10 protein-coding genes and 2 pseudogenes are annotated in these 13,903 nt (G+C 66.8%); 1 reads left to right on the top strand and 11 read right to left on the bottom strand.

Annotated features, from left to right (window positions below):
- Window positions 1-161: 161 nt before the first annotated feature.
- The 7 genes and pseudogenes from HNS34_RS21130 to HNS34_RS19575 form a co-directional block, all read right to left on the bottom strand.
- Window positions 162-275: pseudogene (locus HNS34_RS21130) on the bottom strand (IS110 family transposase); the annotation flags it as partial.
- A 72-nt stretch (window positions 276-347) separates the two neighbouring features.
- Complete coding sequence (locus HNS34_RS19600; RefSeq protein ID WP_172321782.1) at window positions 348-1,235, bottom strand: DUF4432 family protein; 888 nt, start codon at window positions 1,233-1,235, stop codon at window positions 348-350.
- Window positions 1,228-2,313, bottom strand: a complete 1,086-nt coding sequence (locus HNS34_RS19595) for an ABC transporter ATP-binding protein (protein WP_172321781.1) — start codon at window positions 2,311-2,313, stop codon at window positions 1,228-1,230. Before HNS34_RS19595 ends, HNS34_RS19600 begins: the two co-directional genes overlap by 8 nt.
- Window positions 2,314-2,332: 19 nt before the next feature.
- Window positions 2,333-3,163 (bottom strand): carbohydrate ABC transporter permease, encoded by an 831-nt coding sequence (locus HNS34_RS19590; RefSeq protein WP_172321780.1) that lies wholly within the window; start codon window positions 3,161-3,163, stop codon window positions 2,333-2,335.
- The gene (locus tag HNS34_RS19585; RefSeq protein ID WP_172321779.1) at window positions 3,160-4,080 is read right to left on the bottom strand and encodes a carbohydrate ABC transporter permease; all 921 of its coding nucleotides are present in this window, start codon (window positions 4,078-4,080) and stop codon (window positions 3,160-3,162) included. The genes HNS34_RS19590 and HNS34_RS19585 overlap by 4 nt, the downstream gene beginning before the upstream one ends.
- Window positions 4,081-4,114: 34 nt before the next feature.
- Window positions 4,115-5,431, bottom strand: coding sequence for an ABC transporter substrate-binding protein (locus tag HNS34_RS19580; protein ID WP_172321778.1), 1,317 nt, complete (start codon window positions 5,429-5,431; stop codon window positions 4,115-4,117).
- Window positions 5,432-5,462: 31 nt separating this feature from the next.
- Window positions 5,463-6,983: a sulfatase gene (locus tag HNS34_RS19575; RefSeq protein WP_172321777.1), complete on the bottom strand. Its 1,521-nt coding sequence runs from the start codon at window positions 6,981-6,983 to the stop codon at window positions 5,463-5,465.
- 97 nt (window positions 6,984-7,080) lie between these two features.
- Here HNS34_RS19575 and HNS34_RS19570 point away from each other — a divergent pair, with 97 nt between their 5' ends.
- Window positions 7,081-8,022 carry a LysR family transcriptional regulator gene (locus HNS34_RS19570; protein ID WP_172321776.1) on the top strand — a complete coding sequence of 314 codons (942 nt, stop codon included), beginning with the start codon at window positions 7,081-7,083 and terminating at the stop codon, window positions 8,020-8,022.
- On the opposite strand, the pseudogene HNS34_RS19565 reads toward HNS34_RS19570, so the two are convergent.
- The 4 genes and pseudogenes from HNS34_RS19565 to HNS34_RS19550 form a co-directional block, all read right to left on the bottom strand.
- Window positions 7,977-8,381: pseudogene (locus HNS34_RS19565) on the bottom strand (D-Ala-D-Ala carboxypeptidase family metallohydrolase); the annotation flags it as partial. The gene HNS34_RS19570 and the pseudogene HNS34_RS19565 overlap by 46 nt on opposite strands.
- Window positions 8,382-8,486: 105 nt before the next feature.
- A complete protein-coding gene (locus HNS34_RS19560) occupies window positions 8,487-8,747 on the bottom strand; it encodes a DUF6127 family protein (RefSeq protein WP_172321774.1) in 261 nt (86 codons plus the stop codon).
- Window positions 8,748-8,848: 101 nt separating this feature from the next.
- Window positions 8,849-9,925 (bottom strand): DUF2793 domain-containing protein, encoded by a 1,077-nt coding sequence (locus HNS34_RS19555; RefSeq protein WP_172321773.1) that lies wholly within the window; start codon window positions 9,923-9,925, stop codon window positions 8,849-8,851.
- Window positions 9,926-9,934: 9 nt separating this feature from the next.
- Window positions 9,935-13,900, bottom strand: coding sequence for a baseplate multidomain protein megatron (locus HNS34_RS19550; RefSeq protein WP_172321772.1), 3,966 nt, complete (start codon window positions 13,898-13,900; stop codon window positions 9,935-9,937).
- Between the last annotated feature and the right edge of the window lie 3 nt (window positions 13,901-13,903).

The following is a 13,903-nucleotide window of genomic DNA, read 5'->3' as shown; positions in this document are numbered from 1 at the left end:
CAGCTTGTGCTTCGACACCACGAGTATAGCACATCGCGATGCCGTCAGGGTGAGAGCGGCATCCACCCCATCTCCAACCCTTAACACACTGATTTCATTACTACGAGTTGTTGGTTCGAATCCCGCTCTGAGTATCCGTCTTGATCAAGCGGATTTTTGGTCCAAGTTCGATCAGCTTTGACAAGTGCGTTTGCCGTTTCGATAAGCTTGCGCATGACGGCGACAATTGCGACTTTTGCTGGTTTTCCTGCTGCGCGCAGGTTTTGATACTTTGCCCCATGGGGGGCGTGACGGACAGCGCGCGGCCCCCGACCGGGGTGCCGGCGGGTCACCCATCCCCCGTGCTGTCAGCCCGTCCCCGGTCCGAAGCCGAGGATTAGTCGGAACCGCTGCGTGATTGCGCCGTCGAGCGGCGGCGCATCGCGCAGCAGGGCGCTGCGGGGCTGGCGGTCGTGGGTGGCGGGTTCGACGCAGAACAGGCAACCCCCTGCCGCCGCGCGCCGGTGAAACTGAAGAAATGGCAGGGCAGCCGTATCGCAGCCCAGCCAGAATTCACACCGCGCATCCCCGTCGCCCGCCGAGACCCGCACCGGTTGGCCACCGGGTGCGGCATCCTCGCAGGCCGTGAAATCGCCCGCCCCCGGCAGCTCCGGTCGGGGGCGGCCCGCGACTTTGACACGGGTGCGCGGCCCGATCAGAGGCGCGCCAAGATTGACGTGATAGAGCGCCATGATCGGCATCACCTCGCCGTGGCCCTGCGCCGTGACCATGTCCTCGATGTGAATTTCGGCGCGGTCGGGCGGCACCGTAACGCGGCGGTCAAGCCGCCAGGACTGGCCCGACAGGGTTCCGTGCGCGACCGTCGCCCGGATTTCGGCCGAACCGTCCTCAAGCACATGCGCGGCTGTCACCCGCGCCCGCCGCAGCGACATCGAACCATGCAGCGGGAAATGCCGCGCCCCCTCGGTCACCGGCTGGCGGATGTGGTCGAAGCCGCAGGTGCACAGCAGCCCGCCAAGCGCCTGATCCATCTCTCCGGGCTGGGCCGGGGCCAGACCGTTCTGGCCGATCCAGCCGAAGGGCACGCCGAGGTAGCGCACCATCCCGAGGTCGAGGCAGCGGTCGGGCAGCAGATCGACCGAAAGCCCGGCGGCGTTTTCCACCTCGATCAGCCGCGAACCGTCCTCGGGGCCGCCGTCGAAGCGCAGGCTCCGCAGGCGGCAGGGCTCAGCCATCGGCCAGCCGGAGGCCGGTTTCGGGGTCGAACAGCAGGATATGGCGCGCCTGCAACTGCACATGCAGCCGCTGGCCGGCGGTCACGCGATCGGCAAGGCCGTTCTCGCTGTCGGGATCGACGCGAACCGTGATCCGGCCCGCCGGGGTCCTGCCAAGGAGGAAGGCATCGTGGCCGGTGAACTCCACCGCTTCCACCTCGAAGGGCCAGCGGTCGGGCGCGGCTTCGGTCCAGACCGAGACATGCTCGGGGCGGATGCCCAGATCGACCTGGCGCTCCGCAGTGGCCCGCGCGCCGGGCAGCGGCAGCCCCTCGAAGGTGGGATGGCCGGCGCCGGGCGCCAGCACGCCGCGCAGCATGTTGATCTCGGGCGAGCCGATGAAACTGGCGACAAAGCGGTTCCGCGGCTCGCGGTAGATCTGCTGCGGGGTTCCGATCTGCTGGATGCGGCCGTGGTCGAGCAGCACGATCCGGTCGGCCATGGTCATCGCCTCGATCTGGTCATGGGTGACGAAGATCGAGGTGGCCCCAAGCTGGTCGTGCAGCGCCCGCAGCTCCAGCCGCGTCGCCGCGCGCAGTTTGGCGTCGAGGTTGGAGAGCGGCTCGTCAAACAGGAACACCTGCGGCTGGCGCACGATGGCCCGGCCCATCGCCACGCGCTGCCGCTGGCCGCCCGAAAGCTGGCCGGGCTTGCGGCCAGCATAGTCCGTCATGCCCAGCATCTTGAGCGCGGCGGTCAGACGGCGGTCGATCTCGGCGGGATCGGCGCCCCGCATCCGCAGCGCGAAGACCATGTTCTCAGCCACCGTCATGTGCGGATAAAGTGCATAGGACTGGAAGACCATCGCCATTTCGCGCTCGCTCGGCTCGGCCGTGGTGATGTCCTTGCCGTCCAGCAGGATGCGGCCTGCGTCGATCTCTTCCAGACCGGCGATGACGCGCAGCAAGGTGGATTTGCCGCTGCCCGAGGGACCGACAAGAGCGATGAATTCGCCGCTCGCGATCTCGAGGTCGATCGACGGAATGATCTCCACCCGGCCGTAGCTCTTGCGGATACCCTCTAGGGTGACAGTTGCCATAAGACTTCCTTTTTCCAGTCTATTTGACCGCGCCGGCAAGCAGCCCGCGGACAATGAAACGCTGGCCGACGAGGATCAGCACCAGGGCCGGCACGATCGACAGAAGCGTTCCGGCGGCCATCTCGCCATAGCGGATGTCGTATTCCTGCGCGAAGGTGGAAATCGCCACCGGGGCCGTCATCGTCGCCGGTGAGGTGAGCGCCAGCGAAATGGCGAAGTCGCTCCAGGAAAAGATGAAGATCAGCGCCGTTGCCGCGATCATCCCGCCCCGCACCAGCGGAAAGGCCACCCGCCAGAACATCTGGCCGTTCGAACAGCCGTCCATGCGCGCGGCCTGAAACAATTCGTTTGGCAGCGCCGACATGAAGCTGAGCATCAGAAAGAGGCCCATCGGCAGGTTGTGCACGACATGCGTCAGGATGACGGCGACATAGGTTCCGTGCAGCCCGACGGCCTGCCACATGACATACCACGAACCCACGAAGGTCAGCGTGGGCAGCATCTGGAACAGGAGCGCCCAGCCGAGGATCAGCCAGCGCACCCAGCCGGGCACCCTCAGTCGGCCCAGCGTGAAGGCGGCCATCGTGGCGATGACGATGACGATCGCCGTCGAGATCACCCCCACGACGGCGCTGTTGAACAGGTTCCACAGGAAATGCGACTGCCGCGAGAACAGGAGCTGTTCGAAGTTGCTCCAGGTGATCGGGCTGATCGTCGCACCAGTGATAATGTCGATCTTGTATTTGAAGGCGTTCGACAGCACCCAGAGCGTCGGCAGCACGATCAGCGCCGCATAGCCCCAGACGACGCCGTTCGCCGCCACCCGTCCCGCGATCCGGCGCCCGCTCATTCCGCGTCCTCCGCGCCTTTGCGGCGGGCCAGCAGGCCACGCGCGAGGATGATCATCAGCGTGATGGCGAACAACGTGACCACCGACATCGCCGAGCCGTAGCCGACCTGATCCTGCCGGAAGAAGGTGCGGTAGATCGAGAAGTTGATGACTTCGGTCGCGGTGCCCGGCCCGCCCGAGGTGAGCAGATAAACCTCATCGAAAACCTTGAACGACAGGATGATGCGGAACAGCACCGTGATGACGATCGTCGGCATCATCAGCGGCAGGATGATGTGGCGCACCTCCTGCCAGAAGCCGGTCACATCCATCCGGGCCGCATCCAGAACCTCCTCGTCGAGCGATTCCAGACCGGCGAGCATCAGCAGGAAGACGAAGGGCGTCCAGTGCCAGATGTCCACGAACATCACCGACGCAAGCGCGATATCGGGATTGCCCAGCCAATCGACCTCTTGCAGGCCAAGCGCCCGCAGCAGCGAATTTGCCAGCCCGAATTCGCGCCCCATGACCAGCCGCCACATGGTGCCGATGACAATGGGCGGAATGACGATCGGCAACAGAAAGATGCCGGTCAGGATCGTGCGTCCGGCCGACCCCGCGCGGTTCACCGCCAGCGCCATCGAGAAGCCAAGCACCATCTGGCAGGTCACGACGCCCACGGCGAAAATCAGCGTGTTGCGCACCCCGGCCCAGTAGATCGTTTCCTCGACAAAGAGACGGCGGTAGTTCTCGATGCCGACATAGCTGAAATTGGCCGCGCCTTCATGCCATTCGACATTGAAGAAGCTGAGGCCGAGAAGGTTCAGCACCGGAAACCCGGACAGAACCAGAAAGAACACCGCGACCGGCGCAAGTGAAAGCACAAGCCAACGCCTGTTGCGCCGTGCCGTTGTTCCGTGCGTGATCGTGGCGTTCATCTGGTTCTGTCCCGGTCTGCGGTGCTGCTGCGTTTCAGAGGTCAGGCTGCCGGGTAACGGCAAAGCCGTTACGTTCGAGAACCCCTGCCAGGGCTTCGGCGGCCGAGTTGAGCGCAATTTCCGCGCTTTCCTCGCCGATGACGGCACGGTTGAAGTGCAGGGCCATCGCGTCGGAAGCTTCGGCCGCCGCAGCGAAGGGCAGACCCATCACCGCATTCTCGGCGTTTGCCGAATAGGCGTCGAGGAAGCGGTAGGCATTGTTGGCCCCGAGATCGGTGTCCGCCAGATCGCCGCGCACCGGCACACCGCCGGCCTCGACATAATTCACCTGCAATTCCTGTGACTGGAACCAGTCCAGAAAGGCCAGCGCCGCGGCCTGCCGCTCGGCCGGCACGTTATTCGGGATGCCCGCGACCCAGTGGCCGGCGCTTGACGCGTGGGTGCCGCCGGGGCCAGCCGGGATCAGCGCTGCCGACATCTGGCCGGCCACGCGGGATTCGTTGGGATTCTCCAGCGCCCCCCAGGCGGCGATCACGGCGATCGCCTGCGCCGCCCTGCCGGTGGACAGAAGCTGGATCAGCTCGCCCTGGGCGATGGCGCCGGGATTGGGCGGCGCCACATCTTCGCCGGACATCCTGAGATAGGCGTTCAGGGCCGCCAGCCCCTCGGCCGTGTTCAGGCCGATCTCGGCCTGCCCCGGGCCGGTTACCCGGAAAAAGGCCGCGTCGTGACTGAAGAGATAGGGCGTGAAGTTGTAGACGATCGAATCCCGGGCCGCGCGCGGGACAAAGCCATAGCTGTCGGTGCCATCGGCGATCGCCATGGCGTTGGAATAAAGTTCCTCCCAGGTGGCGGGAACCGACAGGCCGAGGTCGTCATAGATGGCCTGATTGTAATAGAGAACCTGCACGTTGCCGTTGACCGGTACGCCCATCAGCGTCCCGTCCGGCGAGAACGATCCCACCGCCGGATCCCAGTTGGTCGTCGCGCCGTAGGTCAGGATGCCGTCCTGAAGGGCGTAGCCGGCCCGAATGTCACCCAGCGGCGCGAGGAACCCGCCGGAATAGATCTCGGACAGCCAGAGCGAGTTGACGGCCACCAGATCGTAGGTGCCCTCGGTGCTGCGCACCGAGTTGCGGATCTTTTCCAGCAGTCCGCCGAAGGGGTTGACGTCGAGGACGACGACGTTTCCGGTCTCGGCCTCGTAGAGATCGACCATGGCGACAAAGGAATTCAACCAGGGCGACTGGTTGATCGCCATAGTGATTTCGGGCTGACTCTCGGCGCTCGCCGGCAGAGCGCCGGCCAGTGCCACAAAGATGGCGGCGATGTTGCGTGGTGTCTTCTTCATGTGCGATTCCTCCCTGAAATCTTGGTTCCGTTCACGCCCTGTTGTCTGCAAGGCCCATCCAGTTGACATATTCGGGCGGCACGTCATGCGCCCCCAGAATTTTCATGATCTGCGCCTGCAGCCGGGCCTCGATCGCTGCGTCGGAAATCGGCTGCAACTGATTGGGGTCCGACGCATTGTGATAGACGGCCGACTGGAAGGCCGCGAATTTCGTCCCGTCGAGGCCGGGGGGGCGCCGCGCCGAATTCAGGGCATCATAGCGCAGCAGTTTCTGCCCCTTGGTGAAATCGAACGGGCCGGCGATCTGTGCGGTCGCCAGTTCTTCGCCGGTGAAGAACCCCGTCATGTGCGTGGGCATCAGCGTGTATTCGCCGATCTGTTCGTTAAACAAGTCGGCGGGATAGCGGAAGTAGCTGTATTCGCCGTCCGTCACGCCAACCGGACCACCGAACATGCCGAAGATCACTGCCTCGGGCCCCGGCTCTCCGTCCAGCAGCGGCAGGATCGACCGGCCGGTGACCTCGGCCGGCACGGCGCAGCCGAAAACGTCGAGGAAAGTCGGCATCAGGTCGGGGGTCTGGGTCAGCGCTGAAATCCGCGTCCCCGCCTTTGCGGCATGGTCGGGGTGATGCACGATCATCGGGATATGCGAGATTTCCTCGTAATAGGGCGTCAGGTTCTTGCCCCACCAGTCATGCTCGCTCAGCAGGAAGCCGTGATCGGTGGTGAGCACCAGGCAGGTATCCGACCACAGGTCGTGCGCGTCGAAATAGTCCAGCAGCTTGCCGAACCAGGCGTCGCACATGGCGACAAGTGCCGCATAGTTCGCCCGGATCTCCGCGATCTCGTCCGGGCTTTCCTTGACCGGCGCGTATTTCGGCCAGTCGAGGATCGGGCCGCTGTAATTCGTCTTGTAGTCCTGCCGGTATTTCTCGGGGGCAAAGAAGGGCTCGTGCGGATCGAAGCATTCAAGCTGCAGAAACCAGTCGTCGGCCTCGCGGTTGTCGTCGAGAAAGGCGAAGGCGCGCGAGAAACAGGCCGGGCCGGGGAACTCCTCTTCCAGCTTGATCTTTTCCCGATTGATCTGGTGCTGCCGCCGCTTCGGCTCGGTCGGCACGTTGTAATGCTTGTCGGAATACATCTCCTTGAAGCGGTCGAGCGGCGGCTCGACCATGGCAATCCAGGGGTCGTATTCCTGCCCGCGAATGAACTCCCAGGTCTTGTAGCGGCTGTGATAGGTCGCGCCGCCGTCCTCGTAATAGTGGAAGTGGTCGCTGATCAGATGGGTGTGCACGCCGGTCTGCTTCAGGATGTCGGGCATCGAATTGTCGAAGGGCTCGAGCGGCCCCCAGGAGCGGTGCATGAAGTTCAGCCGCCCGGTGTGCATGTCGCGGCGGGCCGGCATGCAGGGCAGCGAGCCGACATAGTGGTTGTCGAAGGTCGCGGCCCGGGCTGCGAAACGGTCGAAGTTGGGGGTCGCCACCGCCGTGCCGCCATAGCAGCCCAGCGCATGACGGTTGAGCGAATCGAAAAGGACTAGGACGGCACGCATGAAGACCCCGCGTTCTTGCAGACTTGGGGCAGTCTAGACGGAGCGCCTCCGACGGGGTAATAGTTTCGTGTATAGTTGACATAGATCAGGGTTATCATTGGATCACATCTGGCGCCTGAAACATTTCCTTGCCATCGCCGAACTGGGCAGCGTCCAGGCGGCGGCGCGGCATCTGAACATCAGCCAGCCGGCGCTGTCGAAATCGTTGCGCGAGCTTGAGCAGCATCTGGGTTCAGCGCTGTTCGAGCGGTCGTCGCGCGGGGTCACCCTGACCCAGGCCGGACAGGCCTTCCTGGCCCGCAGCCGCGAGATCGAGCTGCAATGGGACGGCGCGCTGTTCGATCTTACGGCGACGCGCGACGGGGCGCGGGGCAATCTGCGCATCGGCGTCGGCCCGACCTACGAGGCGGCGTTCATGGCGCAGGTGCTGGCGCGGCTGTTGCGGGAATTTCCCAACTTGCAGATATCGGTGCGCACCGGCGTCGGGGCGATCATGTTGCCGGCGCTCAACACCGGCGAGATCGGCATCTATTTCGGCGGCCTGCGCAGCGGCACGGAATCGCTCGCCAGCGAGGTTCGCGAAATCCCGCTGTATGACCAGTCGAACCGGATCGTCGCGGCGGCCGACGATCCGCTTGCCGCCATGGCGGAGGTCGGTGCAGGCGCCCTGTCGGCGCGCGCGTGGGTTCAGTTGAGCTACGACTCACTGGCGCTGGAACGGATCGAGGCGCTGTTCCAGACCGCGGGCGTGCCCTTGCCGCGCACCGTGGTGTCGACGCATTCGCTGGGGCTGGCGCTGGACCTGGTGCGCAACAAGGGGTTCCTGACCAGCCTGCCGGAACCGCTGCTGCATCCCCGCCTCGGCTTTGGCCTGGCCCCGCTGGCGGTGCCGGGATACGACTGGCGGATCGCCACCGGCATAAGCTATCGCACCTCGCTCGCGGGGACGGCGCCGCTGAAGCGCATGATCGCGATCGTCAGGGACGAGCTGGGCGCGTCGGGGCTGGGCCCGGACCTGGTCGGCGGGCTGCACGGCTGAGACCACCCGCGGAGACGCGCGGGCCCGAGATCGACATGGATGAACCCCGATCGCGGATAGAACCCGAAGCCGAGGAACCCGACTTCCCGCGCCGCCGCCTCGAAGGCCACCGGGTCGTGGTTCTCCATGGCGATGTCGAAGGCGGCGCCATCGAGGTGCTTGGAGCGGGTGGCGCCGCCGACGGCGCGGTTGTGTTCCGGGCTGCGATAGGCGGAGCGGACGATCAGCGGCTTGCCCAGCCGGTCGCGCAACGCCTGCAGCTTGTCCAGCGCAGGCTCATTGACAAGCAACTTGCCCGTTCCGCGACAAGCGATCTCGGCGGGCGAGAAGTTCGGCCAGCGCCAGGTGCCCTCGGGCACGTCGCGCCAGTGGCGGTGGAAGGTTGGTCATGGGGGTCCTCCGAAAACGAAAAACCCGCCTCGAGGGCGGGTCATTGCGGGCTGTTGAATGTGGATGGGGCGCGGCTACGGGCCGCCGCCGAAGATCTTGAGCTTGATGGCGATGCCCGCGAGCAGAGCGAGCATGACGCCGGTGGTGATCATGCGGACGGCGGTCTGCATGGCGGTGCGGCGGACCAGGCGGATGCAGTCGACGAGCGAACGCAGATCGCGGATGTCGAGCGCGGCTTCGTCGCCGTCGAGGCCGACATCGGCGAGCGCGCGCTTCGCGCCTTCCTCTGCGGCCCGGGTCAGGGGCTCCGCCCGTTCACCAGCGAAATCGTCCACTGGACGATTTCCAAGAAGCTGGTTCACCCTCGAACTCGGCATCGGGCATGCGCACGAAGCCCTCGGATCGGGGTGGGTTCATCGGGTCCTCCTTGCGCCGCTCAGCCGACCTTGCAGCCCCAGAAGGAAGTGTGATCGGCGGCGAAGTAGCCGTCCGCCACCCGGAAATACCCCTGCAGCTCGACGGTATCGCCTGCGGTCAGCGGCACCATGGTCTGCAGCCAGATCGCGGTGGCGAGCGAGACATGGGTGGCGGAGATTTCGCCGAGGGAGCCGCGGATTTCGGTGGTGCCGTTCAGGACGAGCCGCCCGCGCATGCGGGCCGTGGCGCTGGCGTTGATCTTGTAGAGAAGCGTCGCGCCGAAGAGGTAGGTGCCGTCCGCAGGGGCGACGAAGTGGTTGTTCGCGGCGTCGAAGGCGCCCTGGTCGTTGTAGTCGGTGTTGTTCAGGCCGATCTTGGTCCAGGTCCCGACGCCGACATAGTTGTCGTAGTTCGTCCAGGCCTTGAAGCGGGGCAACCGGGGCTGGTCCACAATGCCGGTGGCGTTGTCGACGCTGAGCCCGTCGAAGAAGGTGCTGCCGTCGGCGGAGACCGCAAGCCGGAATCGGTCAGAGCCGAAGAGGCCGACCAGCGCCTTCGTGATGAAGCCGGTCTGGAGCGTCAGGCCGAGATCGTCGCCCGCAGCCTCCTTGTTCATGGTGTAGAAGAGATCGCCGGTCCCGCCCTCGGCCACGGTCTTCGCCGTCCAGAGCGCGGCATTGAGCTTGGCCGAGAACGGGTTCGACGCATCCGCCGTCGTCCCCAGCCCAAGGAGCGTGAGGTTCTGCAGCGCCGAAGGTGTGGTCCCGATCCAGCCCGCGCCATCGTAGACCAGCAGCAGTCCTTCATCCTCGACCCAAGCCCGCCAGCCGGCGCGCGGTGGCAGGCGGAGCCAGGCGCCGTCCGTCCAGAGCGCGACGTTCAGGTCCCATCCGGACCATTCGCCCGTCGCGCCCGAGGCGACGATGTAGCGATCGCCATCGGCGGGACTGCCGGGCGGCGCTGTCAGATCGCGGTCGAGCACGGAGAGCTGCACGAGCCCGTCGAGCAGCCGCAGCGCCTCGTTGTGGGTGACATGCTTCTGGGCCTGCGCCGCCAGGATGTAGGGCAGCAGGAGATGGGTCGTGGCGTCGGACATGGGATGGCCTCAGAGTATCAGCGTGAGGGTCTTGGGCGCGCCCCGCCCGACGAGGGCGGAGAGCTGGTAGATGCGGCTGTCGAGCGTGTCACCGGGGCCGAGCGGCGCGCCCCAATCGGCGGTCTGGTCTGCGGCGGTGTAGACCGCGCTGGTGGTGGCGGTGCTCAGCACCCGCTTAACGGTCGCGCCATCAAGGATCTCGACCTCGTAGGCTTCGAGCTCTTCTCCGAGCGGCACTTCTAGCCCGCCCCAGCTGTCGGCCGCGAGAGCTCGGGACCGGCGCGTCCAGCGGATCGTCAGATCGCCGGGCGTGCGCGGCCTGCGCCACGGCTGCTCGACATGGGCGCCGGAGAACGGCCGCAGCCCGACGCCCGCGGGCGTGAAGGATTGCGCCACATAGGTCTCGTCGCTGACGGGGCGGCTCGCCGGACCGATGCGCCAGTTCCACGGCAATCCGAGATCGGCCTCGGCAATCGGCAGGGACGCCAGCGACGCGTCCAGCACCACGACAAGAGCGCCAGCGGGCGCCGGATTGCCCATCGCGCCCTCGGTGCCGCGCTGGCCGCGCAGGAGCCGGGTCAGCCGGTATCGACCCGGCGCCAGCAGCTCGGCCGCGCCCGCCTGCACGATCTCCCAGGTGCCGGGCGCGCTCTCGATAGCCAGCGCATTGGCGCCGCCCAACAGCGTCAGGTCGGTGACGCTCTCCAGCGTGCCGGTGAGCAGATCGACCACAAGCGCATTGCCGTGGTCGAAGCGTGAGGTGGGGCCCGGATAGAAGTCCGAGACCAGCGCTCCGATCCGGGCGCGGCTGCCGAACGTGGTCAGCAACTCGAACCCGTCCGTCGAGGGGCTGCGGAACACCGCCATCTCGCCCGGCCAGGGAAGAGCGTGCGCCGCGACAAACGGTCGATGCGCGGGCTGGTCCTCGGTCAGCTGCGGCAGGTCCATCAGCACCGCGTCCGGCGCGCCGAACACCACGGCCCGCGTCAGCGACGCCGCGCGGGGATCGCCGGGCGGCAGATCGTAAGTCGCACGGTCCTGCCGCACCGCCTCGATGCCGCGCGCTGCCGCGTCGGCGATGGAGACGAGCCGCAGATCGACCAGACGCCCGTCATGCGCGAGCCGGATCGCATCGGCCGGATCGAACGCGAGGCGCGAGGGTGGCAAACGGAACGCCGCCGTCTCGCGGCCCACCCATGCCTCCATCAGCGCGCGGCGGCAGCGCCGCTCGGCTTCCTCGGGCGGTACCGCCATCGGGAAAGACTCCGAGGCGATCCGCGTGGTGTCCACCGTGATGCGCCGCGTCTCGACGAGGGCCGCATCGTAATCCTCGTCGGCGCGGGCGACCTGCCATTTCAGCGCCTGCGGCAGTTCCGTCTCCTGGCCGCGCGTCAGCTCCAGCACGTCGCCTTCACGGGCGGCGACCAGATCGTCGGGCGCAAGGGTGGCGACGGAGGCCCGGCCGCGCATCACGAAGCGGACCACGCCCTCGGTCTCGACCGCGTCGAAGCCGAAATGCCGCGACAGCGTGGTGATCGAGGCGCGCGGGCTTTCCAGCGCGGTGATAGCGTAGCCCTCGACCGCGCCCCAGAGGCTGGAGACGTCGATCCGCGCCTCGGGCAGCCCGGCGCGCAGACTGAGGTGCCGGACGAGCGCCGCCAGCGACACCGCCCCAAGCCGCCCGGTAAGCCAGTGGCCGAGCCGCCAGTTCGCCCCGTCCGTCCAGACGTCGGTCAGCGCCGGAAAGAACGGATAGGGCCGCGCGTCCCAGGTCCAGGCGGCGCATTCCGGCAGATGCACCATCCGGCCGCCATAGACCGAGGATACCGGGTTGTTCGCGGCCTCGCCCCAGAAGAGGTAGGTCGCCTCGAGATAGGCGCGCTGGATGGCGTCGTCGCGCCAGCCCCGCGAGAAATGCGGCGTGAAGCTCTCGGACGACTTCGGGTCGAAGAAGACGTTCGGCTGGTTCGTCCCCCGGTCGATGGCCGGGCAGCCGAGCTCGGTGAACCAGATGGGCTTGGACTCCGGCGCCCACGCCGTCGGCGTCCCGCTCTCCACCCCACCGGGACGGTTGTAGTGCGGGTTCGACCACCAGGCGCGCAGATCCTTGTAGCGGAACACCCACGGCTTGCTGGCGGCGCCGTCGGTGATCGGCGTGCGGACCTGCGCGGAGCGGTCGGCGGCGCTGGCATAGAACCAGTCGAAGCCTTCGCCGCCCGCGATGTTCTCCTGCAGGTAGACCCGGTCGTAGATCGCGGACCAGCCCTCGGCCGCGTCGAGATGCTCGAACCCGTCGCGCCAGTCGGACAGCGGCATGTAATTGTCGATACCGATGAAATCGACGTTGCTGTCCGACCAGAGCGGATCGAGGTGAAAGAACCCGTCGCCGCTGCCATCGCCCGGCTGGTGCCCGAAATACTCCGACCAGTCGGCGGCGTAGCCGATCTTCGTCCCGGCCCCGAGGATCGAGCGCACATCCGCGAGGAGGTCCCGATACGCCTGCACCGCCGGATAGGTGCTGGCGCCCGAGCGAATGGTGGTCAGCCCCGGCATCTCGGTCCCGATCAGGAAGGCGTCGACCCCGCCCGCCGCCGCGCAGAGATGGGCGTAGTGCAGCACCATGCGCCGCAGACCCCAGTCGCCCGAGGGCCCGGTCCAGCTGACGCTCTCGCCCGAGACATTGAAGCTGGCGGGCGTGGCCGCTCCGAACAGCGCCGCGACCTGGCTTGCGGCCGTGGCCGTCTTGTCCACGGTTCCTGCGAAGCCAGCGGCGGGCGAACAGGTGATCCGCCCGCGCCAGGGGAACGCGGGCTGGCCGGTCTCGGCGGCGTTGTCGCTGTAGGGATTTGGCAGCGTGTTACCGGGCGGGACGTCCATCAGGATGAAGGGATAGAAGGTGACGCGCAGCCCGCGCGCCTTCATCTCGTGGATCGCCTGCACGACGGCGAAGTCGGACGGCGTGCCGCCATAAACCGGGCGGTCCTGATCGTCGCGGCTGACGAGGAAGGCGCTGGCGCGGCTGACGCCATTCACCGCCCAACCGGCGGGCGTGGTCGACTTGGCCGAGACCTCGACGCCCGGCCGCACCTTGCAGGAGCCCGCGCGCAGATCGTCGCCGAACCAGGCGACGACGAGGCTAACGCTCTCAACCGCAGGGGCCATCGCCTGCAGCCGGTCGAGCGCTTCGACCATGTCGGTGGAGTCGGCCAGCGCGTTCAGGTTCTCGGGCACCGTCGCGCCGCCATCGGTCTTGCGGATCGCCTGCGTCGCGTAGGTGAACTCGCCCGAGGCCGGGATCATGGTGACGGCGCGGGTCAGCCCTTCGGCGGTGTCGGGATCGGCGAGCGGCCGGAAGACTTCGAACGACAGCTGCGGGAGGCGGTTGCCGTAGGTCGAGAGCGCCAGTTCTTCGAAGACCACATAGGCGGTGCCGCGATAGGCGGGGGTGCTGGCCGCGCCCATCCTGGCCGCGATGAACGGGTCCGCGGTCTGCGCCTCATCCCCCGGATACCAGCGCCAGGTGACGCCGGAGAGGTCCATCGGCTTGCCGTCTGCCCAGATGCGCCCGATGCCGGTGATCGGTCCCTCGCAAAGCGCCACGGCAAAGGATGCATAGTAGAGATACTCGGTGGTCTTGACCTTGCCGCCTCCGCCGCCCTTGCCGCCGCCTTGGGTGGTAGTCTTCGTCTCCTCGCGGAAATCCGTCGCCCAGATGATGTTGCCGCCCATGCGCATGCGACCGTAGAGCCGCGGGATGACCGCGCCCTCGGTGGCCGAGGTGATGCGCAGCGTGTCGAGCCGCGCGCCCTCGATACGCTGGGTGGGCGCGAGCGACGAGATGATCCAGCTGTCGACCACCGAGCCGATCGTCGAGCCGATGAAGCCGCCGATGGTCGCGGCGCTGACGCCAAGGATCGCGCCGCCGATCGAACCGCCAATGGCGGCGCCAGCGGCACCGAGAACAAGGGTGGCCATGTC

It is taken from the genome of Alterinioella nitratireducens (assembly GCF_013155465.1).
Taxonomy (GTDB): domain Bacteria; phylum Pseudomonadota; class Alphaproteobacteria; order Rhodobacterales; family Rhodobacteraceae; genus Alterinioella; species Alterinioella nitratireducens.
Note: the sequence above shows the minus strand (reverse complement) of the source record. Positions and strands in the feature narration are given on the sequence as shown.